Raw genomic sequence first — 25,986 nt, 5'->3', positions numbered from 1 at the left:
TCTGATCTTGGCTGGGGCTTTTGTGGCAGCAGGCCGCAAAAGCCCCTTTGCGAAAAATTAGTTGTCTGAAAACACCGCTAAGCATAGATCCGCTGCCCGATCGCGAAGATCAATAAGCGCTTGATATTCCGCTGAGTTGTACCAGGCCTCAATTTTATTTTCGTCTTCAAATTTGACGACAGCGTGGGTTTGCCACTGCTGCTCACCGCTTAGCATCTTGCTTATCGCTCCGCGGGCAATAAATTCTGCGCCGAACTTTAGCATGCTTGGCCCGGCTTGCTGGGCATATTCACTAAAAAGCTCTTTGTCTTTGATATTCAGAGAAACAATTAGATATGCGCTCATAGTTATTTCCTATTTGAGTTAAGTTTTTTGAGAGTTAAGCCGGTTGTTCACTGGTGTTTTGTTGCACCTGCTGCTGTTTTGCCAGTGGGTAGTCGCTGTATCCTTCCGCTCCCAAACTGCTATCGCTTGTATAAAAATAATCGGCCCGAACCTCATTTAAGCTGAGTTTATTTTTGTAGCGATAGACTAAGTCTGGGTTGGCTATAAAAGGCACCCCAAAAGCGATGGCATCGGCTTCATTGTTGTTAAGAGCCTGTTCTGCTCGCTCTTGGTCAAAGCCCCCGTTTAAAATAAAGGTGCCGCGATAAAGCTTGCGCAGCGTCGGTGCCAGTGTTGCTACGGTTTTGATAACGTGGCCAAACTCTGGTTTGGGTTCAAGTACGTGCAGATACGCAAGCTTGCGCGAGTTTAATTGCTCAACAAGATAGCTAAATAACTCGAGAGGTTGGCTGTCAGCAATGCCCCACATTGCGTTGCTCGGTGAAAGGCGAATGCCTACGCGCTCTTCGCCAATGGCATCGGCAACAGCATCAATAAGTTCTAAAACCAGGCGGCAGCGTTTATTGATGCTGCCACCGTAAAGATCGCTGCGCTGATTACTGCCGTCGCGAAGAAACTGGTCGAGTAAAAAACCATTGGCGGCGTGCACCTCAACCCCGGAAAAACCTGCGTCGATAGCCGCTTTGGCGGCGACAACAAAGTCCTGCTGTGTTTGTTGTATTTCATCCAGCTGCATAGCTCTCGCTTGCCTTAGCTGCTTTTTTTCACCGCTCGGTGTGTGCACTTCGCCGCTGAGTGTGCAATCGGATGCAGATAGAGCGTCTTTGCCGCCGAGAAAGTCAGGGTGCACACAAGCGCCCATGTGCCAAAGCTGCATAAAAGCGTGGCCTTGTTCAGCATTGATGGCCTGGCCAACAGTCTTCCAGGCCCGCTGTTGTTCGGCGGTGAATATTCCCGGAGCGCGCCACCAGCCCAGGCCGTCTTTGCTAACCGCTACTGCTTCAGTGATGATTAGGCCGGCCTCGGCCCGCTGAGCGTAATACTTAGCCATTAATTCAGTTGGCACGCCGTCTGGGCTTGCGCGTCCCCGCGTCATAGGCGCCATAAAGATGCGGTTATTTAACTGCTGTTGTCCCAGCTTGATCGTATCAAACAGTCTGCTCATCTTTGCTCCGTTTTTTGCCTGTGCCCTGCTGTGCAGGTTTTAGCTGTAGAGGGTTTGCTGTGTTGTAAAGGTTTTGCTGCACAAGCTTTAGCCTGCGCTTGTTTAGCGTTGAGTGAGCATTCTATAATTGCCGGCCCTGATCAAAAATTATCAAAAAAAGCACATAGGCTGTGCGTATTTGCATATGACAAACTGGGACGATCTTCGTTTTTTCCTGGCGATTGCGCGCAGTGGAAGCCTTTCTGCTGCTGCGCGTGCATTGCAGGTCAATCACACAACGGTGGCGAGGCGCTTAAGTTCACTTGAGGCCGAGCACGGTGTGGCCTTGTTTGAGCGCCACAGTAAAGGGTTTGAGCTGAGTGATGCGGGTGCGCAAATACTTGAAATTGCTGAAGCCCTGGAGCAAAAACACCACAAAATTTCACGTAAATTGATGGGCCTGGATCAGCGTGTTGAGGGCAAACTACATATAACCATGCCGCATGACTTATATGACGAAGTGCTCGCTGCTGATATTGCTGAGTTAAACCGCCGCTACCCAGATATAGAGCTGCGCCTTAGTGTGTCAAAAGGCGTGCGAAATTTAGCCAATCGCGAGGCGGATATCGCCGTGCGCATGAGCCCGGCGCCACCAGATTACTTAATTGGCAAGCGCGTCAGTTATTTGCGTCATGCAATTTATTGTCACCGCAGTTTTGTCGAGCCGTTCTTAAGTGGCGAGTTTAGTCAGCGGCCGCTGCCTGTTATTAATTGGGGGGATGAAGATCAGCTTAAAAGCTGGGCGAGCTCACTTAGCCCAAAGGCCTATGTTGCTTTTTCGATCGACGATTTGACGAGCATGCATGCCGCCGTGCAGAGTGCCGTTGGTTTTGCGCGAATGCCCGTGTTTTTCCCCGATGCTGTGAGTCATCCAGATGTTGTAAAACTACCGATAAGCCTGCCAGCATCCGACTGGGGGGTGTGGGTACTGAATCATATAGACCTTAAAGCAACGGCGAGAGTGAAAGTATTTCGCCAGGGGTTGATCGAAGCGCTAGAGCGCAAGAAACATCTTTTTTTAGGCTTGGATGCCAGAGCCTAAAGTGACGGATTAGTCCTGAGTGCTCAAACTTATACCAATACAGATTAGATAGACGGCGAGTTAACGATATGAATAAACAAGAATTTTTAGACAAATTAAACAGTGATCCCGAGTGTATTAGCTTTGCCGACACCATGGCTGTCATTGACGCGAACTATAGATATACGCCTGTGAGCTTTAAAAATGGCGAAGCCGAAAATCCGGCTGGTAGCAATGAGGGTTCATGTAAGTTGTTTGCATTTGCTCTGTTAAATAAGCTAGACAAACAGCAGACCCTAGCGTGCTTTGGTGATTATTATCGCAAAGATGTACTGCAACACCCCGATGCTGAAGATCACGCAAATATTCGAAATTTTATGCGAAGCGGCTGGCAGGGTATTAGCTTTGAGGCGCAAGCCTTAGAAGATAAATAATCTAAGCCTGATTGCCCCTTCGGCTTGTATCCATTCAGGTCGCGAATACGCACAAGCGCCTGTGATATATGTGCAGGCCTTTTTTCTTCCTGGCGCTGGGCGCTGCATATTTAGCTGACACTGATGTTTCTAGCATAGATGGGGGAGAATAAGGGTGAGTATCAAAACTCACCCTTAGTTGAACCCGTTAGTGATAAAAAGGCTGGCGTAGCCCTCTTACGCGGGTCTCAATCGCATAGAGGCTATCCTCTGCAGCTATAAATAATAATTCTAGGTCATAACCACCAAAACTTAAGCTTGAAGGTTTTTTGACTAAGCTGATATGTTCAAGCTCTTCGCCGTTAATTGTTTTGACGCTAACAAAATTTTGGTCGGTACTGGCGAAAGCTAAATAAATGTTGTTTTCACAATCAATGAGCATATCTTCAGCCGCGTAGTCAGCAAAGACCGAGCGATTACTAAGGCTGCCGTCTACTTCGATATCGTATTTATAAACACGACCTTCGTTGTGTGCATCTGAAACAAACAATACTTTGCCATCGGCAGTGCCCAACAGGGTATGTGCTCGGCCCAGGTCATCGCTTAAGCGCTGCGCTTCAATACTGCCAAATGGCAGTAAGAAGATCTGTTCCGCATTTTCGCTTACTGGGCAGTCAAAACATGCCGCAGTAAAATACATATCTGCATTGGGGGCGATCCAAATGTCGTTGATTTTATGAAAGCGTTGACCTTTGTAGCTAAAAAACAGGCTTGTTGTGTTGCCGGCTGGGTTTTCTTTGTCGATTAAATACGAGGTGGTCTTATTTATTTGACCAATATCTTGAGTGATATACAGCTCATCATTTGCATCAACCAAGAGTGACTTAGTATGCGGGCTGCTTGGCAGGAGAAAATTGAAACCACCATCAATCGAGTATGTAAATATTGCTTTGTTTGGCTCACTGCCATCAGATAAATATAGTGTGCCGTTGCTGTCAGATGCGAGGCCAACAATATTTGAGAAAGTGGTAGCATGTTTGGCCGCTACGTCTTCTAGGTGTGTGCCTGAAATAAAGACTGAATTCGCACCACTTAATTGGCAAAAACCTGCTAGTTGGCCAGCGGAGCAACCGTGAATATTTACAGTGCTACCGAGTGGGCTGTGGGGACAGTGATCCATCGAAGATAAAACGCCATCTTCATCGTAATCGGAATTTTTTAGACAGGTCACAGTCGTTTTGTTGTACTCACGATGTACGTCACAGTGATAATCACCACTGTCGATGATTTCAAACATGAATGGGATTTCCGGGTCACCGCTGCACCAGCCGAACCAAACGTTATCCTGCTTGATATTTGAAAAATGCTGAGGCGTATGGCTGTTCCATTTTGCCTCGATACTGTCGCCGCCCTCTAGACCCGAAATTTCAATGCTTTCCCAGCTGTCGCCGCAGATTTTTGGTGAAGGAGAGTCACTGGGTATTGGGCTAGGTGAGTACGGGGGGCTTTTCTTGCATGTTACGAGGGTGGTAAATGGTTCACGTTTGACATCGCAGCTATATCCATTGCTATCGGTAATTTCAAATAAGTAGGGGTATGGGGATTCTTCGCTTGGATAGCCACACCAACCGAACAGTAGACCCTCGTGGCGCTGGTTACCCATACGACGAGGGGTATGGCTATTCCATTTAGCCTCGATTGTATCGTTCGCTTCTAGGCCTCGTATTTCAAAGTCCTCCCATCTATCGGAGCAAATTGGTGATTCTGTAGACCCAGGGCTAGGTATGCTCGTTGGGGAAAAAGATGGAATGCTTGTCGGGCTTGGCGACGGAGAATAAGACGGCGTAGCGATAGGGCTAGGGCTTGGCGACGGCCCGGATGACGGTGATACCGACGGCTGAGGCGGTGAAGGAAGTGTCAGATCGAGGTCTTCGCCGCTACATGCGCCTAGTGTGACGCTGGTGAAAATGGTTGTAACCGTTAATAAGCGCTTCAACATAGTCATGTTGATACTGCGTGCTATTGGCATAAGAGATTATCCATTACTAGTTATGCAGAGTTATCGAGAGAAATATGAACAAGTCTAACAGTACTTCTGGTCAGCTTGTTTGGCAGATAAGTGTCAATAGGTGTCAGCTGCTTTAAAGTGTGACTCAATGGTTATTTTGATTGTAGGGGCCGGCCTTTATAGTGCTATTGCGCCTAAAAGAAATATGACAAATGTCACAAGCTATTGATGATATTTGTCTCTCTGCTGTTGTTGATTTTTTCTTCATTATGCTTGCCTAGGCCGTGCGCTAGCGCTGTGCTTTGTCAAAAATGCTTTATGGAGAAACTATGGCTGCCCAACAGGATTTGTCTTTAAACGAAAAATGCTCTCGGTACGGTGCTGCACAGAGCATCGCTTCAGTAATATCGCTTAATAAAAAGTTTGGTGAAAATGTGGCACTTAGTGATATCAGCTTTGATATCCAAGCAGGTCAAGTACTGGCGGTGCTTGGGGCGAATGGTGCGGGTAAAACAACTTTGCTGAAGATTTTTCTCGGTCAGCTGCAGGCGGATTCGGGAGCTGTACGCTTTGGTGCTTATCAGCCAGGTGATGCCGGCATGAAGCAGCAGTGCGGGGCGATGCTGCAAGTGGCAGCGTTGCCGGATAACTTGAAAGTCAAAGAGCATATCGAATTATTTAGCAGTTATTATTATCAAACACTGCCATATAGTGAGCTAATTGCGTACGCGGGGCTTGAGCATTTACAGCATCGATACACTAAAAGCCTTTCCGGTGGAGAAAAACAGCGTCTACTTTTTGCTTTAAGTATTTGTGGGGCACCCAAGATTTTATTTTTAGACGAGCCTAGCGTGGCGATGGATATCGATGCCAGGCAAGGCCTGTGGGCTGCAATTTCGGCGCTAAAACAGCGTGGAACGGCGGTGGTGCTGACAACACATTATCTTGAAGAGGCCGACGCTCTAGCCGATGAGCTGTTATTTCTGCAAGAGGGTAAAGTTGCGTATTCAGCCTCGATTGAGCAGGCTAAATCTCAGCTCGGCTCCAGTCTTATACGCTTTATTGATACGGGTACTTCACTAGACTTTCTATCCGTGCCCGGGGTTGTAAATGTCACCCGCGAGGGGCCGTTTACAGAACTGCACAGCAAGCAGGTATGCGAGACTTTGCGGGCACTGCTGCAGCATCAGTTACCGCTTGAACAGTTAAGTGTACGCCGCCCAAGCTTAGAACAGGTTTTTAATTATTTATCTAAAAAAGAAAACGGAGTTTTACCGCTAGTAGATCGGGGGGCTGCAGCATGAGCCGCGCGCTAGTGAATGCCGGATGGCTTGATCAAACAAATAAAAGCCGTGTTTGGCGGGAGAGGCTTGCTCACCTTGTAAGGGTTTACACACTTGAAACTAAGTATGAGTGGCTAAAAACGCTTCGAAATCCAGCATTTTCATTGCCGGTTGTTTTATTCCCACTGATGTTTTACCTGTTTTTTGCTGTTGTATTAAATGCCGATAATGTCGAAGCGGCGACGTATTTGCTGTGCACCTATGCAAGTTTTGGGGTGATGGGGCCTGCGCTGTTCTCATTTGGTGCCGGCTTAGCTGTTGAGCGTAGCAAAGGCTGGCTGCAGCTTAAAAGTATTTCACCAATGCCTGCCTCAGCGCAGATACTCAGTCGAACTTTGGTGTCGATGTTATTTTCGCTGATAATTGTTCTGTTGATGATGCTGGTTGCGCAGTTGTTTGCGGGCGTTACACTCGCTTTTGGCCAGTTGCTGTCGCTTGTAATAACACTTGTATTAGCCAGCTTGCCTTTTTGTTTGATGGGCCTGGCTCTGGGTTTATTGCTAAAAGCCGAAAGTGCCGCGGCAATAATCAATGCTATATATTTGCCGATGTCTTTTCTTTCCGGTTTGTGGTTGCCGATAGCGATGTTGCCAGAATTTTTACAGGGCTTTGCGTATTTTTTGCCGTCTTATCACTTGTCTCAATTGGCGTTGATTCATATCGGGCAATCACAGGGCGGATCTGTGTTAGCGCATGTGGCTATGCTTGGCGTTTTCTCACTGCTGTTTTTAGTTTTTGTTGTGATGGCCTACGCCCGTCAACGGCGACTGTAAGTAGTACGCAGGTGTCGATAACGTATATATGCCAGTGCTAACTTAGCACTGGCATAAACTTCAGAATTAATAAGTCCTTGTTTTATTTGGCACAAGGGCTTTTATTACAGGCTGCTCTTTAGCGAGAGTTTAAGTTAGCTTACTGCTGATAAACCTCGGTTTCACCGTCATAGCTTAACGAGTAAGTTGAGCAGTTCAGGAAAGTAATTTGCATAACAGACATAGTTGAACCTTCACTTACGTCGATAGTGCCGCTTTGAAAGCTTTCGCCATCTTCACACTCAACCAGGTCGTTGCCGCTAATCGTAATTGCGCCCATGCCTTTAATTGAAATGGTTGCGTCAGTGTCCAGGCCATTATCGTCGCTGCTAACACTCATATCGCTGATGGTGATGGCTTCATCACCGCTGCTGATGGCAAGTTTACTCAGCTTAAACTCGCAGTTTTGCATATAGTCACTGCAGACAACGCTGGCATCAACTTCTGAGTTCAGGGCGTCGCCAGCATCGTCGATAGTCATGCTGAAGTCGATATCCAGTCGCAAATCTTTGGGGCTATGAGTTTGCGGCTCTAAGCCGCCGGACCATGACACACTAATCGAGCCATCTTGAGTGATGCCAAAGTCGTCAACACATTGATCAAAGTTGACACCAAACTCGCCAGAGCCTGCATCCAGTTTGTTTTCGCCGTTTAGGTCATCGTCGAGGCCGGTAAACTCAACCTTGCCACCCAAGCTGCACTCATAGTCGGCAATACTTTTTTCATTGCTGCCAAACTGAGTTTTTGACAAAGAGCCGCTCTGTGCTGTGCTGCCTGTGTTGCGAAAACCTGCGCTATTTAAGAATTGCTCAGAATCGAAGCTGTTCGCAGCGGCCAGTGCGCCGATGGCCGCACCGGCAAACTCTTCTTTATTTTGCTTGGTGATATTGGAATTGGACGTTTCGCCTTCATTTGAAAGGCCGTCACTGCTGCCACCGCCACAAGCTGCGATGCTGGCAACACACAGGGATAAAGCGATGCGATTGAATTGCTTGTTCATTTGATTTCCTTAGCTCAGACAAGATCAACATATTTAGGGCTGGGCTTACCGCTCAGCGTGCTTGGGCGCCAATATGTCATGCTTTAGTGTGGTTTTAAAGTGCTGTTTGTCGTTTTATTAATATCAGTGTGTTTGTTGTGGTGCTGCTGTGATCGTTTTGAGTGTGCAAACAGCAAATAATGGCACCAGTACCCCTGATGCTGTCGTCCATAAGCTTGTTGTTTTGATCGCTGCTTTGAGGTTTTTTATATAATTTTCGTCTTATTTATTCTGCCAAGAAAGCAGGATGTCTTAAATAAGCCGATTGGCTTGCCAGAAAAAGGGAGATTGTAAGTGGTATTTAGCAGTAACCATTTTGTTGTCGCTGCCCGAGCTTTAATGCCGGCTGCTGTTTGTTTGTGTATCAGCGCTTGTGGCGGCGGTGGAGGTGGCGATCAGCCTTCCGTTACAGAGCCCAGCCCAACGGCGGTGCCGAGCGCCACGCCCATTGTTGTTGAACCCAGTGCATCACCCAGGCCTAACCCCGAGTTGACCGCAAGCCCCGAGCCGACATTGAGCCCGGTACTACCTGAGCCAGGCACAAGCGAATCGCCTGAACCGGGTTCCAGCCCTGTTGTAACACCTAGCCCGCTTGTAACACCCAGCCCTATTGTAACCCCCAGCCCCGACGTAACACCGAGCCCTGTTCAAAGCCCCGTTGGTGATGGTTTTGATGCAAGCTACTGCCCGGATTCGACGGTGGTGGCTAGCTCTGCAGTCAACAATGTTTATCGCTACGAGGCTACCGGAAATAATTGTTTTGGTGTGTTAAACGATGATGCGCAGAAGCTCAGCGTGCCGCTATATAGCGACGATGAGAATGAATCTTTAACTATCGGCTCTGAAATTAAGATTTATAACAGCACTGAACAGCGCGAGAGGTTCCGTCGCCTTCTGTTTGCTGTTGAGGTAAGTAATGTCAGCGCCGAGCCTTTGTGTTTTATCCGTCCCGAAGAATATAGCGTTACATTATTTAATGATCTTGACGAACAGCTGGCAGTGGTTGGCGGCGGTTGGTTTTTTGACGGGGCTTTATATGATTTGGGCTCTGCTACAACAAATACCTGCCTGGCGCCTGAGCAAAGCATGGTTTATGTTGATCACAGCGACGGTGTTGCCCACGCTCTGTTAGAGCAAGTTGCTTACGCTAAGTTCACCGGCTTTTCGCTGGACAAGCGCGCAGATGTTGAGCCCCTGCCAAATTTGGCGGCGATAGAGATGTCGGTAAGTGCAGGCGAAGTTGAGGCAACGTTTATTAATGACAGTGGTCGCGATCTCGCGTTCATATTAGAAGTCGTGCCCATTAACTTCTTTGATGACTTTGGCTACCCGGTGCACTCCGGTTTTATTCACTTACAGGGTGTCGACAGCGTGCCCGATTTAAATATAAGTATTCCGGGTTTGTCTGCGTATTTAATTGAGAGTGGTGATGAATTTACCTTGCGCAATATCGTCTTGAGTGAGGGTGTCTGGCCTGCGACTGCAACTAAAGCGGTGGTCCATTTAGAGTGGGAGTTTGTGCAGTAGATTTTTCACTGTATCTTAGAAGCAGTAGCTGCTCGATAACGATACGAGCAGCTACTGCTTAGCAACTAAAAAATAATTACCGAGCCTTCGTTTTTAGCTTGCTCACTGCTGTAGCTGTATTTTTTTTCTATTGTTCCGTCAGCTGATTTAAGTGTGATTTCACCTGCTTTATTTCTAAGCACGCCTTGTTGAGCGGGGATTTGAAATTTAAATATATCTCCGGGGTGAAGGCCTTGCTCTGCGAGAGTGAAGCTGCTGCCGTTTGGCGCGATGATCTGCCAGCCCTGGAGTGAGGCGACTGCCGAAGTGCAGTTGATAAGTTGAATAAACTCGCGCCCACCTTCTGGGGCAGGTGGGTTCACCATTGCCGCAATAATTGCAAAGCTGCCTATATTCTTTTTATCGTCATCTGCTTCGAGATTGAGTGCTGGTGTCGCTGCTGGCGTAGAAGGTGTCGATGAGTTATCGCTGTTTGTTATGATAATGTCGTCAAGCTCGGCTCGGCGAAAGCGCGGGAAAAATGTTCGAATAGCATTGGGTTTGGCATCCAAGCGGTGCAGGTCTAACTGATATTCGGCGTTGTTGATGACCGTAATTTTTCCAGCGTTTGTACGGCAGCGTACTAAACCAAGCGCAATAAGGCATTCAGGGCTGCAGCCGACAAAAAAGCCACCGATGGGTTTTTTAAGTTCGAGGCTTTGCAGGTTTGCTGGGTTATCTCCGGCTGGTGCAGTCCATACCAGCGATAGAGTGACTACTTCTGGGATTAAAAGCCCCTCTTCTGGAGAGCTTGCTCCTTGATAACGTGTGCCTTTGTATTCGATACGGTCGATACCCTCGTCGTCGGCGCTAATTTGCCCTGCGTCGTCGAGATAGTATTTAAACCAAAAATGGTAGCCGCCAACTTTACTGCTCTTGCTGCTTTGTTCACCAATAAATACGTGTTCAAAACCCGATGCCTGATGCTGACTGCCGGCGCGGCCTAATTCAAACCACGTTTCTTTTATCATTGCTGCAAGCAGGTTGTCGGAAATTTGCAGGTTTAAGGAGCTCTCCATATAAGACTTGGCAACCTGGATCGGTGCCGTATCTACAATGGCATTAATAAAATCGAGTTCTTCTTGTTCTTCTTCTGGACGGACAATTTCTCTTGCTGCCCGAGCCAGAGCGTAGTTGTCAAAAAGCTTTTTACACAGCCGGTAGGTGTGCATTTTATTTTCGGGGATCAGTACTTCTTTTAACACCTTAAAATCATCGCCGACGTTTTCTTTTCGTTCATCAACAATAACATAGCCCAGGTCTGAATTTGTTTCTTCGCCGGGGCGAAGCGCGGCAATGCCGTTGCCTTGTTGATCAGCGTTCCATATTTGTTGGTAGATATTTGTCATAACGTCCACGTCCTTTAATTATTGTGTATTCATTATTGCGCCAGGTAGCTGTAATGTACGGTGGTTCTAGCCAAAGCCTAAAGTCCAGCTTTTTGAGCGCAAAGTCTTTTGACCGAAGTCTGGATTGATAATGTGGCAAATTAATGACGCTGACAGATCAATAGGAAATATAGGACCGTGCTTTAAACTGTTCCGAAAAATAATCGATAAATGCTATTACCTTCGGCGCTAGTTACCTCGAGCTTGGGTAGACGGCCCAGATGGCGGTATCGCTGCTTAGCTTGTTGAGGTGGGCGCATACAGGCGGTGCTGGTTTTGATGTTATTTACGATACGGTCGGCGGCGAACACTTAAACAAGTCTATGCAGGCGGCGGCCTTAAATGCTCAGATCGCAACAACGGTGAGCATGGCCGAACTCGATTTAACACTGGCACATATTAAAGGCCTGTCTGTGCATGTGGTCTTTATGCTTATTCCGATGATCCACAATGTCGGGCGCGAAACGCACGCGCAGATACTCGGTAAAGTTAAAGCTATTGTTGAGGCTGGTGCTTTGAAACCGGTATTAAGCGAACAGCAGTTCAGCCTGGAGCAGGCCGCTGCCGCACACGACTACGCCGAAGCGGGTACCGGTATGGGCAAAGTGGTTATTAATATCGATTCATAAAACGGCCCGCCCAACCAGTTTTATATGCCGTGTTTTTCATCTAAATTAACAAGTATCGGCTCAGGCGCAAAAGCTAACCCAGCTAGCGGCTAAAGCGCTTATGCCGCTACTTGTTCTAAATACCGCCAGGCCTAAGGGAAAGTAATGAATACGCGTACTCACAAAACAATCTTAGTTACCGGTGCAACAGATGGCATCGGCTTGTTAACGGCGGAAAAGCTAGTTCGGCTCGGCCACAAAGTTTTGCTGCACGGGCGCAGTAAAGAGAAACTTCTGGCTGTTGAAGAAAAATTAAATAAACTGGCTGCACAGAAAGTGCAGATTTATCAAGCGGACTTTTCTGAGCTTCGGCAGGTGGCGGGGCTTGCCGGGACCATCGTTCAGCAATTCACGCAAGCTGCCGAGCAATCCCCCGAGCAATCCCCCGAGCAATCCCCCTCGCAAGCTGCGCCAACGTTAGACGTTGTGCTGAACAATGCCGGTGTCTATAAAACAGCGTCTACTCAGACCAGTTTGGGTATAGATTTGCGTTTTGTTGTGAATACTTACGGGCCCTTTTTATTAAGTAAAAAGTTACTGCCGCTACTTAGGCCCGGTTCGCGTGTTGTTAATCTGGCTTCGGCAGCTCAGGCTCCGGTAGAGCTTGAGGCCCTGCTCGGCAGGCAAAGCATTGATGATGACTTTACCGCATACGCGCAAAGTAAACTTGCGCTTATTCACTGGAGTAAAGATCTTGCACTTAGCGCCAGTGCTGCTGCGCCGATATATATCGCCGTAAACCCCGGCTCGCTGTTGGCTAGTAAAATGGTTAAACAGGGTTTTGGTGTTGCCGGCAAAGACTTAAACATCGGTGCCGACATTCTTGTGCGTGCAGCGCTTGGTGACGATTTTTCCTCTGCCAATGGTTTGTATTTTGATAACGACAGCGGCGACTTTGCCGAGGCGCACAGTGATGCGGCTGATGTTAAAAAAAATGCGCAGGTACGCGAGGCGCTTGAACAAAAACTAAAAACCCTGGCACTGCTGTAACTGGTTGTTTTAAAGCACTATGCGCTAGAATCTTAGTGCCGGGCCTGCCCGGTTTTACAGTTAGTATCAGGAAGCGCGCATATGGCAAGCCTCGACTCTAGGTCAAATACCCGCCCGGGCTCGAACCGGGTTCTTATTCTCTTTGCGCACCCCGCGCAAGATCAGTCTGAAATTAATACCCCTATGTTTACTATGGCCTCTGCCGTAGAGGGCGTAAGCTGTGTCGATTTATATGGTCAGTATCCGCGCCACGATATCGATGTTGCGGCTGAGCAGGAGCGTCTGCGTCAGCACGACGTCATTATTTTTATGTTTCCGCTGTACTGGTATTCAACCCCCGCTTTGCTAAAAGACTGGATGGATCTTGTGCTTGAATACGGCTTCGCCTATGGCAAAGATGGCACGGCGCTAAAAGATAAATATCTGCTGCCAGTTATCAGTGCCGGTGGCGCTGAAGCCGCTTATCAACAAAATGGTTACAATCATTTTAGTATTCGCGAGCTGTTAAGGCCGCTTGAGCAAACCGCAAACCTGTGTTTGATGAAATTTGTTGCGCCGTTTGTTTTGTTTGGTTCGCGAACCGCGGTTGAAGATAAGCGAGTTGAACAGCATTTCCAGCAGTGGCGGCACTTGCTGCAAGCTTTGGTTGCGGGAAAAGTGGATCTAAAAAAAGCAGCGAAGCTTGAGCACCTGGCTTGCGATTTTGAGGGCTTAATCAAATGACTCACTATTTTGTTCAGGCCTTTATTTATCTTGTCGCAGCGGTAATTGCTGTGCCGATTGCCAAGCGCCTCGGCCTCGGTTCCGTACTCGGTTATCTTATTGCCGGCGTAGTTATCGGCCCGCTTACGGGTCTGGTCGGGTCAGAGACCGTCACCATTCAGCACTTTGCTGAATTTGGTGTGGTGATGATGCTATTTTTGGTCGGCCTGGAGCTCGAGCCGCGCATGCTCTGGGCGATGCGCAACAAACTTGTCGGCCTCGGTGGTTTGCAGTTGGCGTTAACCAGCCTGTGTTTTGCTGCGCTGGGCCTTGCCTTCGGCTTGGATTGGCGCATCGCGGTGGCAATTGCGTTGATGTTGTCGCTGTCATCGACCGCCATTGTTTTGCAGAGCCTGCAGGAAAAGGGCCTGGCGAAAACAGAGGGCGGGCAATCTGCCTTTTCAGTTCTGTTATTTCAGGACATTGCTGTTATCCCCATGCTGGCTCTGATTCCTCTATTGGCCCTGCCGGAATTAATAGCCGCCGCCGGGGCCGGTGCAGGGGCAGATGAGCACCATCACGAATCGTTGAGTTTGGTGGCGCACCTGCCCGGCTGGCTGCACGCGAGTGTGGTGCTGGCCTCTGTTGCCGCCGTTGTTGCCGGCGGGCGCTATTTGTGTAACCCGCTATTTCGTTTTATTGCCAATACCGGCCTTAGGGAGATGTTTACCGCAGCGGCATTAATGTTGGTGATTGGCATTGCCGCATTAATGAGTTTGGTTGGTTTGTCGCCGGCACTGGGCGCATTTTTAGCCGGCGTAACCCTCGCTAGTAGTGAATTTCGTCACGAGCTTGAAACCGATATCGAGCCTTTTAAAGGCATTTTACTCGGTTTGTTTTTTATTACAGTTGGTGCCGGAATCAATTTTGGCATTATTAGTGAAAACCTGCTGCTTGTGATTGGCGCTGTTGTTGCGGTGATGTTAATTAAAGCGCTGGTGCTTATGTTGTTGGCCAAGCTCTTCAAAATACACGCCAGTGATTCGTGGCTGTTTTTCTTAAGTCTTGCTCAGGCTGGTGAATTTGGTTTTGTATTGCTGAGCTTTTCGCAGCAGAATCATGTGTTGCCTAAAGACTTAGCCGCTATTCTTTCCCCGGTCATTGCCCTGACAATGTTTTTAACGCCGCTATTGTTTATTTTTTACGAAAAATTTGTTGTCACCCGTTACCAGAAACATGGCGCTGAGCAGCAGGATGAGCGTGTTGATGAACAGGGCACGGTCATTATTGCCGGCATAGGGCGCTTTGGGCAGATTATCAACCGGCTATTACTTGCCAACGATGTACCAACGGTGGTGCTTGATCACTCGGCGTCAATGGTTCAGCGCGTGGCCAAGGTCAATATTAAAAGCTGGTTTGGCGATGCCAGCCGTCCGGATTTATTACACAGCGCCGGCATCGAAGAGGCGAGCATGCTGGTTGTTGCCATTGATGATAAAGAGCGGGGCCTGGCGCTGGTTCATCACGTCAAAAAATTTCATCCCAAAGTTACAATTTTAGCGCGCGCTTTTGATCGCTCTCACGGTTATGAGCTCAGCCATGCCGGCGCAGATATTGTGATCTCTGAGACCTATTATTCGGCGCTGGAGCTCGGCGGTGAGGCGTTAAAAGCCTTGGGGCAACACGCTTTTAAGGTCGAGCAGATGAAAGCGGCGTTTGATAAAACTGATAAACAAGCGCGTGAGCATATGTACGCCGAGTGGGCAAAAGGTGATGAAGAGCAGCGTTTTACGCGCAGTTATCTGGATTTATTCCTCGAAGTCGAGCGGCGCTTAGCGAAAGCAATCAAACGCAATCGTGTTGAAGGCCACGATAATTCTGAGGGGGGCTGGACACCACCGCCGAAAGCGTATTTAGATGACTTTGACTGAGTTTAAATATTGATCTGACGATTCGCTCGCAGCGTAAAGATGCACTCTTAGAGTTAATCTTGAAGGTTGAGGTCAGGCTTATGTTTGCAGTCTTTAAACGCAGTAACGGTATAGAGAAGTTAAAAAAACAGCGCGCTCTACTGTTAGAAAAAGCCATGCGCGCCCAGCGCAACGGCGATATCCGGGCGTATTCAGAACTAAGCTTTGAAGCCGAAGCTGTTTACAAAAAAATAGGCGAATTAGAAACTGCTAACAGGTCTTAAAAAGTGGCTTGAGCCTTGTCCAAGCCATGATTAGGCCATGACTAAGCCAAGATTTATTCAGCGCGGGTGACCTTTGGCACCCGCTATCTGTTTAATCGGAGTTTAAACGGCAGTGCTTGTTTCAAGTACTGGGTAATCGGTATAACCTTCAGCGCCCGGGCTGTAGAAGGTTTCCGGGTTGGCGTCATTTAATGGTGCTCCGTGCTGCAAGCGCTCGGGCAAATCCGGGTTGGCAATAAATGGCACACCAAAAGCGATGGCATCGGCCTGGCCCTGTTTGATGCTCTCGCCTGCTTCTGAGGCACTGTAAGCCATATTAAGAATTAAATTTCCGCGATAGTGCTCTCTTACCGGGCTGATAACATCGCCCTGCTGTTCCCCCAGGAAATCACCGCGCATCAAGTGTAAATACGCCAGCTCAAAGTCGTTTAGGCGCTTGGCGAGCCAAGTTGCCAATGCTACCGGGTCGCTGTCTATCATGCTGTTAAAACTGTTAAGTGGTGACAGGCGCACGCCAACTCGCTCGCTGCCCCATACCTCGCTCACGGCTTCTATAACTTCAAGTAACAAGCGCGCTCTGTTTTCTATTGAGCCGCCGTAGGCGCCGTCTCGTTTGTTGGCGCCGTCGCGCAAAAACTCATCGAGTAAATAGCCGTTGGCGCCGTGCACTTCAACACCGTCAAAGCCGGCTTGTTTGGCGTATTTGGCGGCGTTTTTAAATCCCTCAATGATGGCCGGGATTTCGTCGTCTGTTAGGGCCCGTGGCACGGTGTAAGCCTGTTTGCCTTCGGGGGTGTGTACTTCGTCATTGGTGATGGCCAGGGCCGATGGTGCTACGGGCTCGCGGCCGTCGTTCAGGGCCGGGTGACAGGCGCGGCCACCGTGCCAAATTTGCAGGAATATTTTCCCGCCTTTTTGGTGTACGGCATCGGTGACAGTGCGCCAGGCTTTAGCGTGTTTGTCTGAATAGATGCCCGGTTCGCGCCAGAAGGCGGAGCAGCCCGGCATTGCCATGGTCGCCTCGGCGATAATTAATCCGGCAGAGGCGCGCTGGGCGTAATACTCTGCCATTAGCGGAGTTGGCAAGTGCTCGTCGTCCGCTCGGCAGCGTGTTAATGGCGCCATTAAAATCCGGTTCTTAAGCGCGACTGCGCCAAGTTGCATAGGATCAAAAATTTGACTCATGGTTTTCCTCACCCTGGTAGGTATTAGTGTGTATAGCAAGCAGCGTTTTTTAACATATGGAGCTTGTTTGCCGTTGTTCAAGTGCCCGCGCTGCCGAGTTGCATAGTTGGCAGTAAAAGTGTTCTGAAACAATGCGCCCGCGTGTTTACGAGCGTTGGCAGCACTTAGATTGCTTGTTGTACTTTTGTCATTGCCGCGCTTGCAGAAGGCCTTGTTTTTGACGGTTCATTGTGACGAAAGTGAACGTACTAAGAGGTTTTTATATCGCTTTGCGCTAAGCCCTATTTTGGCCTCACTTTCATTGGCTTCGCTCAGGCAGGGCGGATAAGCTAGTCTTAATTGGCCTTAAAAAAACAAGCACCTGTTTGGTTTATGTCTGCGAAAGCTGCTTTATTTTTTTTGTGTGTGTTACTTGTGCCGGTACTGCCTGTCAGTGCTTGCAGCTTTGAGCTGAGTCACCAAAAACTGGAGTCGGAAAAAGACTTTTTGATTTTTTCGCTGCTGCAATTGGCCATGTCTAAACTCGAAGAGCCGGTGTGCTACAAAGAGCTCGTTGACCCCCACTCCGACGGTCGCAAAACCCAGGAAATTGCCGCCGGGCGCTTGAGCTTGAAGTGGGCCAGCGCCAGCCCCAAGGTCGAGCAGCAGTTGCGCGCAGTGCGTATTCCGATCTTCAAAGGCCTTTTGGGCTATCGCCTGTTGGTGATTCGCAGCGGGGAAGAAAAGCGCTTTGCCAAGGTCGAGACGTTACAGGATTTGCGCAGGTTTCGCGCCGGCATGGGCGAGCGCTGGGGTGACAGGCCGGTGCTTGAAGACGCTGGTATTCCACTGATCTTGAGTTCGCGAGGGCGCTACCTTTGGAATATGTTGATACGTGGGCGCTTTGATTATTTACCTCTGGGTTTGCACGAGCCGTGGCAGGATTTATTGCGTTTTGACAAGCAGCTGTCGGTCGAGCCGAGTTTGATGCTGGTTTATCCGATGGCGCTTTATTTCTACGTCAACAAGAACGATGAGCGCTTGTTTCTGGCATTAAATGAAGGCCTTGAAGCCGCCATTGCTGATGGCAGCTACGATCGTTTGTTATATAGCTCAAACATCATGCAGCAAGCGGCGGCTAAAGCCAGAGTTGGGCAGCGCAAAATTATCATGATTCCCAACGCCTACCTGCCGGAAGATACACCGTTTCACCGCGGCGAACTGTGGCTCGACCCAAAATCATTTGAGGCGGCTGTCGCGAAAGTCAGTTTCGCATATTAAGCCACTTGTATAGTTCAGCGGGGCTTTTGGTATTGCTACCGCTAGGCTTTGGTATCGCTAAGATTATCGCTTGGCATCGCGGCTGAGTTGTTTGGCGGCGCTTCCACAGACCGCGGCGCCGCTTCTGACATCCATGCGCTTGCCGTGCAATAGGGAAAAATAGCGCACATCACCCGGGGCGTGTGAGATTAAGCTGGCCAGTAAAATAACAACAAGCACAATGTTTGCTTGCTCGGGGTGGTAATACAAAGTACCGAGCAGGGCGAGCTTGATAAAAATCACCGCGCCGCGCAACTGAATTAGGTTCATGGCATTGCAGTAAATATCGAGTAAAAAATAGGCGATGCCGGTGCTGATGCACAAGTGTAAAAAACCTATCCAGCTCGACTTATCGACACCAAAGAGTATGCCGCCGCTGAAACCTGCGACCCCGACCAAGTGCAAACTGCGCAGGCTGATTTGCAGCCAGCGTTTACCTTTGAAGTTGCGCGGCCGCGGTGGCAGCAGTGTATCGATTAAGTGCTTCATTAAATTACTGTCCTTTTCTGTTTATGCTGGGCGATATCTTGTGTAGCGGTATTGATTTGTCTCAAGCGCTGCTAGGGCAAGTGCTTGGAGCCTATTTATGCCGTGGGGCCCGGAGCATCTAAATTCGCTAAAACCTAAGGCTTGATAGCTCTACCCTTGAAATAAAATTGTCACCAACAGTTGTTATTTTTAAGAGTTGTTTGGCGTTGTATTTGGGGGCCTGGGTGCGCTTATATTGTGCTGCTGTTGTAGCCGCGGTTTTGCTTGCAGGTGGGGAGCTTACAGTTGAGTTAGAGCGCCAGCTGGTCTGGTCCGACCTGGAAGACTACCGCGTCTTAAAGCGCTTTAATCAAGACTTGTTTAATTTGCTCGAGCGCAGTGAGCAACTGTTAATTGAGACCGCCGTGCCAGACGCTCGTGCGGGCTACGCTTTTAGTTGTTTGCCTGCAAGCTGTAAATACTATTCCTAGCGCTTTTTGAGCTTCGGCGTTTTTTTATTCTTGGGCCTGGCTGCGTTTGGCAGTGTTAACTCTGATGTTTTGTTGGGTTTTGCTTTGGCTTGGATGTCTGCGGATGTTTCTCGAGTGGGCCAAAGACATTTGTTCTTAAGTCTTCGAGCTCGGCGGCGGTCTGTTTGACGTTGCGGTGCTGCATAAAGTTGACAAAGATTTTGGGGGTTTCGCTGCTAAAGCGTATGTCGCTGTCTCTATCTAAAAACTGAATACCGCCGGGGCTGGCGTAAAATAATTTGGCAACTTCGGTATTGACCTTATTTTGCCCCCTGACCGCGCCGGTGTGGGCCGGTACGCGCACGAGGGTGCTGCTGAAGGCACGCTGAAACTCCTCTGAGGCGATGTACAGTAGCAGTGTCTCCAGAGCTGGGCTCCAGCTGACGTAGCTCGGCACCATAAATACATTGGTTGGGTGCACGGTATAGAGCGGATGTTTGTCGTTGATGCGCGGGAAGTTGCTAACTTCAATATCGATACCCGGAGGCAGGCGCACAAACTGCGGCAGCCCCTCACATAAAGAAAACGCCGATTTTCCTAAAACCACCCTCGGGAAAGACTCCCAAATAGTCAGGTTGGCGTGGTTTTGGTTAAAGCACTCAGCGTCCAGTAGTTGCTTCCAGTGTTCAAGGCTGCTGAGCACGCGGGCATCGGTGAAGCTGATGTTGCCGTCTAGCAGTTGCTGATAGAAATCCAGGCCGTGCAGGCGCAAGTTGATATAGTCAAACCAAGCGTGGGTTGACCACTGCGTGCGGCTGCCAAAGGCCAGTGCGTCTATGCCTCTGGCCCGCAATATCTTGCAGCTTCGCAGCAAGTCCTGCCAGGTTTCAGGTGGTTCCAGTTGCCACTGCTCGAGCTGTTGTTTGTTGTAATGTAGGGCCCACAGCAGTGTTGCTGCTGGAATCGCGTGAGCGCGCCCGCGAAAGTTTACTGCCTGCTTGCTCGCCGACGTGATGTAATTGTCGAGCTCGTGGCGCTGCCAGAAATCTTGCAGGTCGGTAATCTTGCCAAGTTCGGCAAACTGAGCGATGCGTTTACCACCGTACCAGTAGACAAGATCTGGGCCTGCGCCTGTGCTCATCCATTTTTCAACCTTGTTTGCGTAGCTATCTATGCCGCGGTGCACTGCGGTGGTGAGTTCGATATCACTGTGGTGTTCGTTAAAGCGGCGAAACAGGCTTTCAACCTGGCGCCGGTGTTGGGCGCCGTCGATGTAAACCGCAACATGCAGGCTCTGGGTGCTGGAGGCCTGTAGTTTGGCTGCAGCTATGGGGGACAGGTAGCACAATAAGCAGAGCAATAAGCCGGGGCGTCTTGCGAGGCCGATAAGCGCAGATCGCTTGATGAGCTGGCGCAGGTAGCCTAGGGCTTGCATTACGGCTCGCAAAAAAATCTCCTCTAGTGAGGCCAGGCCTCTTGGTTACTGGCTTACATGCTTAAGCTGGCGTTGCGTTTGCGTTGGTCTAGCCTAGCTAGGTTTTGCGCCGCTCGCTAACAGCTGCTCAAATAATAATAGTCGTATCTGAGTCGGTGTTTTGCGCTTTGTTGTTGCCAGTTTGATGTTTTCAGCTCTGCGGGTGGCCCCGCATGTGTAAATCTTTATTGGCGCGGGACGCGGTCGGCGCAGCCACGCAAAACCGCCCCTTGCTAAGCATAGTATGGCACGTAAAACGTCGAGTCGCGCAGGCGTACTGAGCTATTCGTCTGTGGTACAAGCTGTGCAGTTGCCAAGCTTTGCAGTGGCTAAGATGAGCAGTGGTCAAGGTAGACTGTGACGACGCTGCGCTGTGACGGATTTGCCCGGCAGCGCAGGGAGCTGATATCGCATGAGGTGGCGGGTGCTATGTTGCGGTGCCCGAAGTATCGAGCTTAGATCGCCAATTTACAGCAAGCCAGTTTGGGCTGGCGAAGTCAAAACTAACTGAGACAAAACTAACTAAGCCAAAGCCAGCTGAGACAAAACCTCAAACTGCGCTAGCTTTGGCGATATTCACCGCTACGGATTTAAATGCCGGGGTGTGGCTGCGGCTGTCTGTTGTGCGCGGAATCAGTACATTGGCCTCTGGGTAATACGCTAATACATTGCCTCTGCGCACATCAAAAGCGCTTAGTTCAAGCGCTTTCATTTCACCGGTATCGGTGCTGACATCAACTTTGTCGCCGGGCTCAAAGCCAAGCTCGCGAATATCGTCTTTGTTCATCATCAGTACCCAGCGATGGGCCTGGCCCCTATAGCTGTCGCGCTCGTCAAAAACGATGCTGTTGAACTGAGCTTCGCTGCGTATGCTTGACAGCACAAATGCCTGCTCGCCGCGCTTGGCAAAATCGTGACTTTTAAACTGCGCTTTGCCGTCAGGGGTATTGAACTTGGGTTCGTGAAGAATGCGCCCGCTAATATGGAATTCTTTTTTGTTGTTGTCGATATCGGCCATTTTATCCATACCGCTGACAACCTTGGCGGTCAGTTGGCGAATCGCCTTGTGTTCGCGCAGCTGGCTAAAATCAAATACCTGTTTTGGCACAATACGCGAAGCCAGGTCGGTAATTAAATCCACTTCCGAGCGCAATTGGGGAAAGCGATCAATACCGCCGTCGCTCATGCGCACAAAGTTAAACATGCTCTCTTGTGTGGTTGCCTGTTTTTCTTCGTCGCGCACGCGAATGGGCAGCACTATCACCTCTTGATCAACGCCGTTGACATGACTCATATTCAAAGTGCTGTTGATATAAAGTTTAAACGGAATATTGTTCAGCGCTTCGCTTGCGTACTGGGTATCGGGGTTGGAGGCGAGCAGGTTGCCGCCGAGGTTAATAGCCACGTCCATATCACCGTTGGCTGCTGCGTTCATACAGGCCATCGTATCGAGACCGGGCTCTTCGCTAAAGTGGTGGCTCAGCTCTTTTTCAAGCGCCGCTTTTACCGGCGCCTTTAACGACGGTGTAAAACCCATGGTGCCGGTGCCTTGAATATTGCTGTGCCCACGAAGCGGCATAAGGCCCGCGCCTTTTTTGCCGAGCATGCCGCGCAGCATCGCCAGCGCGGCCAGGCTTTCTATATTGCCGACGCCGTGCAAGTGATGGGTCAGGCCCATCGACCAGGTAAACACGGTATTGTTGGACTTGGCATAAATAGTTGCGATTTGGCGAATTTCTTCTTCGCTGACACCGCTGGCTTCAACCAGTTCGCCCCATTTCTGTGCCCTGACATGGGCGTCAAACACACTGAAACCTTCGGTGTGATGTTTAATAAACTCGTGGTCGATCTGGCCTTTTTCAATAAGCGCTTTGGCTATGCCGAGCATTAGTGCCAGGTCGCCGCCTAAGTGGGGTTGGCAGTAGTGGCTTGCGACTTTTTCACCGCCAACCAACATGCTTTTTATATCGCTGGGCGAGGCAAAACGCTGCATGCCGAGTTCTTTGGCCGGGTTGATCACAACAACCTGGCCACCGCGACGGCGGCATTCAATCAAGGTTTTTACAAAGCGGGGGTGGTTTGACGCCGGGTTGGCTCCAAAGACAAAAATGGTATCGGCGTCGTAGAGGTCGTCGTATTCAATCGTGGCCGTTGAGGTGCCGACGGTGGCGGTCAGGCCTTCACCACTGGCCTGGTGGCAGTAGTACGAGCAGTTGTTAATATTGTTGCTGCCCCACAGGCGCGCCATCAGTTGCATGCTAAAAGCAGCTTCGTTGGAGCTGCGCCCCGAGGCATAAAAAAAGCTGCGCTTGGGTTCGGTGTTTTGAAGTTTGGCGCTAATCTTTTCGAGCGCTTCGTCGTAGCTGATGGGGCTGTAGTGGCTATCGCCGGCTTGTTTATAAAGCGGGGTGACTAGGCGGCCGAGGTCTTCGAGCTCTTTGCCGCTGAGTTTGCTGAGCTCTTTAATTGAGCGCTGCATAAACACCGGGTTGGCAATGCCTTCGCGAATATCGCTGAGGTGGGCTTGAATATTCTTATTGCAAATTTCAATGCCGTGGTGGCGTTCGTTCCAGATGCCCCCGCTTTGACCGCCTGTACCAAAAGCACAGGCTTTACAGGCGTTTTTGGAGGTTACGGTTTTATATAGGTTGATAGGCCCTATCTTCAACGCGTAACGCCAAACACTTCGAATTGCTTTAAAGCCACCTGCTGTAGCCATAGTCCACCTCGTATTACTATTTGCAGCTTATCCAACAGAATCCTGCACATTTGTTGATGCAGTGCTTTGGTGTTTGCTGACGGGGCCGTCGATAGCATGGAAGCTATCGTCGAGCCTACATGGATGTATTCACGGCGAGTCCGGCAGTGAATAGCAAAGTGCTGTCGCACGATATTTTGCGGCAGCTATTTATTTGTATATGTGGCTAGGGGTCGGTAAAGCCTGTTGAGACACGCCGTACATACATCCATGTAGGCTTGGCATCGGCTTCCTGCCTCTGACAGTCTCATCAGGCTCTACCGCCCCCTAGCTTTGACTAATGTGCCATGTTCAGTCGGTAAAGCCTGTTAAGACACGTCGTACATACATCCATGTAGGCTTGGCATCGGCTTCCTGCCTCTGGCAGTCTCATCAGGCTCTACCGACCCCTAGCTTTGACCAATGTGCAATGTGCCAGCTTCGGAGTGTGCTGAGGCTGAGATCTTAGCCTTTATTAATTTCATCAAAGAAGCGCAAGGTATCTTCAATATGTTTGTTCCAGTAGGGCCATTCATGGCCGCCGGGGAACTCTTGGTAAGTAAAATCTAAACCGGCTTGTTCAAGGCGGGCTTTGAATTTTAGATTGCCCTGGTAGAGCTGATCTTCCGTGCCGCAGTCAAAACGCATTGGAGGCATAGAGTTTTTGTTCTTCTGCATCCAGTAAACAATATCGGCTTCAGCTTCGGCAGCGTCGGCGGCAAGTTCGTAAAACTCAGGGCCTTCTTTATTGAAATCCTGAATCTCGTTAACGTCGGTAATCGAGCTGTGACCGCTGATGCCGGCAAATTTGTCGGCGTACTTTGCACCCAGGCGCAGCGCGCCGTAACCGCCCATGCTCAGGCCGGTGATAAACAGCTTGCTGTTTTCACTGACGCAATCGACGCTTTGAATTACGCCTTCGAGCATGTCGTCGACTATCCACTTGTCGAAGTCGAAGTTTTTAAGGGGCAGGTAACCGGAGCCTGCGTAATACGAACCGTCTTCAGGCATTACCAGAACAAATTCGCCGAGGCCCTGCTCGCGAAGTTTGTTGTAGACCTCGTGCACGCCGCCTAAGTGCATCCACACCCAGTGGTTGCCCCAGACTCCGTGCATCAGAATTACGATTGGTAAGTCTTTACTGTCGCTGTAGGCGTTGTAAACACTGATATTGCCACGGCCTTTTAAGGCCGAGCTGTGAACGGTGAGCAGCATCAGCTGCTCGTCGCTCATATATTCGGGGTTGGACTTTTCAATCTGCTGAATAGCCATGTCTTACTCTCCAGCAGGTCTTAGTCGTCGTGTTCGATAACAATCACACCCTTGGCAATACGGCCTTTGAGCATGTCGTCAAAACCTTCGGCGGCGGTTTCGAGGGTGTAGGTCTTGGTTACCAGCTCGTCGAGCATGTACTTGCCGCTGTTGTAGAGCTCTACAATGCGCGGGAAGTCGCGGTCCGGGTTGCACTGGCCGTAAAGGGGGTTGATGTAGATTTTGTCCCACTCAAACAGTTCGCAGTCAAAGTCGATATGCTCTTCAATGCCGCTAACCTGCACGGCGGTACCGCCGGAGCGAATCAGCGCCAGCGGGGCTGAGCCTAGGGCGGGTACGGCAGTGCATTCAAAGGCGTAGTCCGCGCGGCGGCCGCCGTTAATTTCAGCGATTTTTTCGCCGACCTTTTTAAAGTCACTGTCGCCTTTGCTGGCGAGGATGCCGTGGGTGGCACCAAATTTCTTCGCCTGTTCCAGACGCTCTTCGCTCAGGTCGATTGCGATAATGCGAGCCGCACCGCTGTGCAGGGCGCCCTGAATGGCATTGAGGCCAACACCGCCACAGCCGAGTACAGCAACGGTCGAACCGGCTTTTACTTCAGCGGCGTTGACAACAGAACCCCAGCCCGTCATCACCCCGCAGCCCACAATAGAGGCTGAAGTCATAGGAAGTTTGGTATCGCCCATCTTTACCACGGCGGCTTGCTGAACCACGGTGTACTGAGCCATGGTGCCGAGGTGGAAAGAGCGCTCAAGGTTTTCGCCTTCGAGTTTGGTCGCCTCGCCGTGGGCGTGGCCGCAGAGGCCGTCACCGCAAACAGGGCTGTTCTTTTCACAGATGTGGGTATAACCCTCGAGGCACTGAAAGCACTCGCCGCAGGGAATGGCCCAGTTCAAAATGACTTTGTCGCCGACTTCTACGCGGCTAACACCTTCGCCGATGGCATCGACAATACCGGCGCCTTCGTGGCCGACAACAAAAGTCTTGTTCCAGTTTGTGATGCTGTCCCAATCCGTGTGACAGATACCAGAGGCCATTAGCTTGATTCGAACCTCTCCCGGGCCCGGATCGCCTACCTCAATTGTACGAACTTCAAAGTGGCCTTGGCCGTCTGTAATTAGAGCTTTGGATTGACGCATAACAAAGTTTTACCTGGGTTAATGTGGTTGGCATTAGACCACTGCTCGAGGGGTCTTACTGTAACTTTGGGAGGCAAAAATGGCAGATCCTTGCCTGAAAAGCTAAGGTTCTTGGCGAGTTTAGCGGAAAATTTGTATTTAGATGACATATTCCGTGAGAAATATGAATAATGCTGGGTTAAAGTATGAGCAGATGGACCGAGGGGCAGGGATGGAGAAAGTCGATCTGTGAGTAGTTAACGGTCTGAG

The 25,986-nt window shown here is 49.8% G+C and carries 23 protein-coding genes; 12 read left to right on the top strand and 11 right to left on the bottom strand.

The window, feature by feature from the left end; genetic code table 11:
- Positions 1 to 57: 57 nt before the first annotated feature.
- Positions 58 to 345, bottom strand: coding sequence for a DUF1330 domain-containing protein (locus CFK45_RS03820; RefSeq protein WP_096085097.1), 288 nt, complete (start codon positions 343 to 345; stop codon positions 58 to 60).
- Positions 346 to 379: 34 nt separating this feature from the next.
- Entirely contained in the window at positions 380 to 1,510 is a 1,131-nt protein-coding gene (locus CFK45_RS03815; RefSeq protein ID WP_096085096.1) for an alkene reductase, read from the bottom strand.
- Between the two features lie 184 nt (positions 1,511 to 1,694).
- On the opposite strand from CFK45_RS03815, the gene CFK45_RS03810 reads away from it, so the two are divergent.
- On the top strand, positions 1,695 to 2,591 hold the full coding sequence (locus tag CFK45_RS03810; protein ID WP_143247476.1) for a LysR family transcriptional regulator: 897 nt from the start codon (positions 1,695 to 1,697) through the stop codon (positions 2,589 to 2,591).
- A gap of 68 nt (positions 2,592 to 2,659) precedes the next feature.
- The gene (locus tag CFK45_RS03805; protein ID WP_096085094.1) at positions 2,660 to 3,004 is read left to right on the top strand and encodes a HopJ type III effector protein; all 345 of its coding nucleotides are present in this window, start codon (positions 2,660 to 2,662) and stop codon (positions 3,002 to 3,004) included.
- A gap of 187 nt (positions 3,005 to 3,191) precedes the next feature.
- Here the strand turns inward: CFK45_RS03805 and CFK45_RS03800 are convergent, their stop codons facing one another.
- Positions 3,192 to 4,988, bottom strand: coding sequence for an SMP-30/gluconolactonase/LRE family protein (locus CFK45_RS03800; protein ID WP_158224594.1), 1,797 nt, complete (start codon positions 4,986 to 4,988; stop codon positions 3,192 to 3,194).
- Positions 4,989 to 5,320: 332 nt separating this feature from the next.
- On the opposite strand from CFK45_RS03800, the gene CFK45_RS03795 reads away from it, so the two are divergent.
- Positions 5,321 to 6,295: an ABC transporter ATP-binding protein gene (locus CFK45_RS03795; protein ID WP_158224593.1), complete on the top strand. Its 975-nt coding sequence runs from the start codon at positions 5,321 to 5,323 to the stop codon at positions 6,293 to 6,295.
- The gene (locus CFK45_RS03790; RefSeq protein WP_096085091.1) at positions 6,292 to 7,107 is read left to right on the top strand and encodes an ABC transporter permease; all 816 of its coding nucleotides are present in this window, start codon (positions 6,292 to 6,294) and stop codon (positions 7,105 to 7,107) included. The genes CFK45_RS03795 and CFK45_RS03790 overlap by 4 nt, the downstream gene beginning before the upstream one ends.
- Positions 7,108 to 7,246: 139 nt before the next feature.
- Here CFK45_RS03790 and CFK45_RS03785 read toward each other — a convergent pair whose 3' ends face one another.
- On the bottom strand, positions 7,247 to 8,146 hold the full coding sequence (locus CFK45_RS03785) for a hypothetical protein (protein WP_096085090.1): 900 nt from the start codon (positions 8,144 to 8,146) through the stop codon (positions 7,247 to 7,249).
- Positions 8,147 to 8,479: 333 nt separating this feature from the next.
- Between CFK45_RS03785 and CFK45_RS03780 the strand changes: the two genes are divergently transcribed.
- Positions 8,480 to 9,712 carry a hypothetical protein gene (locus tag CFK45_RS03780; protein WP_096085089.1) on the top strand — a complete coding sequence of 411 codons (1,233 nt, stop codon included), beginning with the start codon at positions 8,480 to 8,482 and terminating at the stop codon, positions 9,710 to 9,712.
- Positions 9,713 to 9,777: 65 nt separating this feature from the next.
- Here CFK45_RS03780 and CFK45_RS03775 read toward each other — a convergent pair whose 3' ends face one another.
- Complete coding sequence (locus CFK45_RS03775; RefSeq protein ID WP_143247474.1) at positions 9,778 to 11,100, bottom strand: hypothetical protein; 1,323 nt, start codon at positions 11,098 to 11,100, stop codon at positions 9,778 to 9,780.
- Between the two features lie 260 nt (positions 11,101 to 11,360).
- Here CFK45_RS03775 and CFK45_RS03770 point away from each other — a divergent pair, with 260 nt between their 5' ends.
- The 5 genes from CFK45_RS03770 to CFK45_RS03750 all read left to right on the top strand — a co-directional run bounded on the left by CFK45_RS03770 (position 11,361) and on the right by CFK45_RS03750 (position 15,693).
- The gene (locus CFK45_RS03770) at positions 11,361 to 11,768 is read left to right on the top strand and encodes a zinc-binding dehydrogenase (RefSeq protein WP_096085087.1); all 408 of its coding nucleotides are present in this window, start codon (positions 11,361 to 11,363) and stop codon (positions 11,766 to 11,768) included.
- Between the two features lie 144 nt (positions 11,769 to 11,912).
- Positions 11,913 to 12,797: an SDR family NAD(P)-dependent oxidoreductase gene (locus CFK45_RS03765; protein ID WP_096085086.1), complete on the top strand. Its 885-nt coding sequence runs from the start codon at positions 11,913 to 11,915 to the stop codon at positions 12,795 to 12,797.
- An 81-nt stretch (positions 12,798 to 12,878) separates the two neighbouring features.
- The gene (locus tag CFK45_RS03760; protein WP_096085085.1) at positions 12,879 to 13,520 is read left to right on the top strand and encodes an NAD(P)H-dependent oxidoreductase; all 642 of its coding nucleotides are present in this window, start codon (positions 12,879 to 12,881) and stop codon (positions 13,518 to 13,520) included.
- The gene (locus CFK45_RS03755) at positions 13,517 to 15,430 is read left to right on the top strand and encodes a monovalent cation:proton antiporter-2 (CPA2) family protein (RefSeq protein ID WP_096085084.1); all 1,914 of its coding nucleotides are present in this window, start codon (positions 13,517 to 13,519) and stop codon (positions 15,428 to 15,430) included. Before CFK45_RS03760 ends, CFK45_RS03755 begins: the two co-directional genes overlap by 4 nt.
- A gap of 80 nt (positions 15,431 to 15,510) precedes the next feature.
- A complete protein-coding gene (locus tag CFK45_RS03750; RefSeq protein WP_096085083.1) occupies positions 15,511 to 15,693 on the top strand; it encodes a DUF6435 family protein in 183 nt (60 codons plus the stop codon).
- A gap of 102 nt (positions 15,694 to 15,795) precedes the next feature.
- On the opposite strand, the gene CFK45_RS03745 is transcribed toward CFK45_RS03750, so the two are convergent.
- The gene (locus CFK45_RS03745) at positions 15,796 to 16,878 is read right to left on the bottom strand and encodes an alkene reductase (protein ID WP_096085082.1); all 1,083 of its coding nucleotides are present in this window, start codon (positions 16,876 to 16,878) and stop codon (positions 15,796 to 15,798) included.
- Positions 16,879 to 17,250: 372 nt separating this feature from the next.
- On the opposite strand from CFK45_RS03745, the gene CFK45_RS03740 reads away from it, so the two are divergent.
- Positions 17,251 to 18,138 (top strand): type 2 periplasmic-binding domain-containing protein, encoded by an 888-nt coding sequence (locus CFK45_RS03740; protein ID WP_143247473.1) that lies wholly within the window; start codon positions 17,251 to 17,253, stop codon positions 18,136 to 18,138.
- Between the two features lie 63 nt (positions 18,139 to 18,201).
- Here the strand turns inward: CFK45_RS03740 and CFK45_RS03735 are convergent, their stop codons facing one another.
- A complete protein-coding gene (locus tag CFK45_RS03735) occupies positions 18,202 to 18,666 on the bottom strand; it encodes a hypothetical protein (RefSeq protein WP_096085080.1) in 465 nt (154 codons plus the stop codon).
- 224 nt (positions 18,667 to 18,890) lie between these two features.
- On the opposite strand from CFK45_RS03735, the gene CFK45_RS03730 reads away from it, so the two are divergent.
- Positions 18,891 to 19,136 carry a hypothetical protein gene (locus CFK45_RS03730; protein WP_143247472.1) on the top strand — a complete coding sequence of 82 codons (246 nt, stop codon included), beginning with the start codon at positions 18,891 to 18,893 and terminating at the stop codon, positions 19,134 to 19,136.
- 55 nt (positions 19,137 to 19,191) lie between these two features.
- Here the strand turns inward: CFK45_RS03730 and CFK45_RS03725 are convergent, their stop codons facing one another.
- The 4 genes from CFK45_RS03725 to CFK45_RS03710 form a co-directional block, all read right to left on the bottom strand.
- On the bottom strand, positions 19,192 to 20,562 hold the full coding sequence (locus CFK45_RS03725) for an ABC transporter substrate-binding protein (RefSeq protein ID WP_143247471.1): 1,371 nt from the start codon (positions 20,560 to 20,562) through the stop codon (positions 19,192 to 19,194).
- Positions 20,563 to 21,139: 577 nt separating this feature from the next.
- Complete coding sequence (locus CFK45_RS03720; RefSeq protein WP_096085077.1) at positions 21,140 to 23,308, bottom strand: FdhF/YdeP family oxidoreductase; 2,169 nt, start codon at positions 23,306 to 23,308, stop codon at positions 21,140 to 21,142.
- A gap of 483 nt (positions 23,309 to 23,791) precedes the next feature.
- Positions 23,792 to 24,598: an alpha/beta hydrolase gene (locus tag CFK45_RS03715; RefSeq protein WP_096085076.1), complete on the bottom strand. Its 807-nt coding sequence runs from the start codon at positions 24,596 to 24,598 to the stop codon at positions 23,792 to 23,794.
- A 20-nt stretch (positions 24,599 to 24,618) separates the two neighbouring features.
- Positions 24,619 to 25,737: a Zn-dependent alcohol dehydrogenase gene (locus CFK45_RS03710; RefSeq protein WP_096085075.1), complete on the bottom strand. Its 1,119-nt coding sequence runs from the start codon at positions 25,735 to 25,737 to the stop codon at positions 24,619 to 24,621.
- Between the last annotated feature and the right edge of the window lie 249 nt (positions 25,738 to 25,986).

The organism is Agaribacterium haliotis (assembly GCF_002312815.1).
GTDB classification, from domain to species: Bacteria; Pseudomonadota; Gammaproteobacteria; order Pseudomonadales; family Cellvibrionaceae; genus Agaribacterium; species Agaribacterium haliotis.
This window is presented reverse-complemented; position numbering and strand designations above follow the sequence as displayed.

Excerpts from the sequence above, each read along its gene's own strand:
- CFK45_RS03790 (WP_096085091.1), top strand. The coding sequence starts at position 6,292 with ATGAGCCGCGCGCTAGTGAATGCCGGATGGCTTGATCAAACAAATAAA.
- CFK45_RS03760 (WP_096085085.1), top strand. The coding sequence starts at position 12,879 with ATGGCAAGCCTCGACTCTAGGTCAAATACCCGCCCGGGCTCGAACCGG.
- CFK45_RS03805 (WP_096085094.1), top strand. The coding sequence starts at position 2,660 with ATGAATAAACAAGAATTTTTAGACAAATTAAACAGTGATCCCGAGTGT.
- CFK45_RS03795 (WP_158224593.1), top strand. The coding sequence starts at position 5,321 with ATGGCTGCCCAACAGGATTTGTCTTTAAACGAAAAATGCTCTCGGTAC.
- CFK45_RS03775 (WP_143247474.1), bottom strand. The coding sequence starts at position 11,100 with ATGACAAATATCTACCAACAAATATGGAACGCTGATCAACAAGGCAAC.
- CFK45_RS03810 (WP_143247476.1), top strand. The coding sequence starts at position 1,695 with ATGACAAACTGGGACGATCTTCGTTTTTTCCTGGCGATTGCGCGCAGT.
- CFK45_RS03710 (WP_096085075.1), bottom strand. The coding sequence starts at position 25,737 with ATGCGTCAATCCAAAGCTCTAATTACAGACGGCCAAGGCCACTTTGAA.
- CFK45_RS03765 (WP_096085086.1), top strand. The coding sequence starts at position 11,913 with ATGAATACGCGTACTCACAAAACAATCTTAGTTACCGGTGCAACAGAT.
- CFK45_RS03800 (WP_158224594.1), bottom strand. The coding sequence starts at position 4,988 with ATGACTATGTTGAAGCGCTTATTAACGGTTACAACCATTTTCACCAGC.
- CFK45_RS03755 (WP_096085084.1), top strand. The coding sequence starts at position 13,517 with ATGACTCACTATTTTGTTCAGGCCTTTATTTATCTTGTCGCAGCGGTA.
- CFK45_RS03740 (WP_143247473.1), top strand. The coding sequence starts at position 17,251 with ATGTCTGCGAAAGCTGCTTTATTTTTTTTGTGTGTGTTACTTGTGCCG.
- CFK45_RS03770 (WP_096085087.1), top strand. The coding sequence starts at position 11,361 with ATGGCGGTATCGCTGCTTAGCTTGTTGAGGTGGGCGCATACAGGCGGT.
- CFK45_RS03785 (WP_096085090.1), bottom strand. The coding sequence starts at position 8,146 with ATGAACAAGCAATTCAATCGCATCGCTTTATCCCTGTGTGTTGCCAGC.
- CFK45_RS03815 (WP_096085096.1), bottom strand. The coding sequence starts at position 1,510 with ATGAGCAGACTGTTTGATACGATCAAGCTGGGACAACAGCAGTTAAAT.
- CFK45_RS03715 (WP_096085076.1), bottom strand. The coding sequence starts at position 24,598 with ATGGCTATTCAGCAGATTGAAAAGTCCAACCCCGAATATATGAGCGAC.
- CFK45_RS03745 (WP_096085082.1), bottom strand. The coding sequence starts at position 16,878 with ATGAGTCAAATTTTTGATCCTATGCAACTTGGCGCAGTCGCGCTTAAG.
- CFK45_RS03735 (WP_096085080.1), bottom strand. The coding sequence starts at position 18,666 with ATGAAGCACTTAATCGATACACTGCTGCCACCGCGGCCGCGCAACTTC.
- CFK45_RS03750 (WP_096085083.1), top strand. The coding sequence starts at position 15,511 with ATGTTTGCAGTCTTTAAACGCAGTAACGGTATAGAGAAGTTAAAAAAA.
- CFK45_RS03820 (WP_096085097.1), bottom strand. The coding sequence starts at position 345 with ATGAGCGCATATCTAATTGTTTCTCTGAATATCAAAGACAAAGAGCTT.
- CFK45_RS03720 (WP_096085077.1), bottom strand. The coding sequence starts at position 23,308 with ATGGCTACAGCAGGTGGCTTTAAAGCAATTCGAAGTGTTTGGCGTTAC.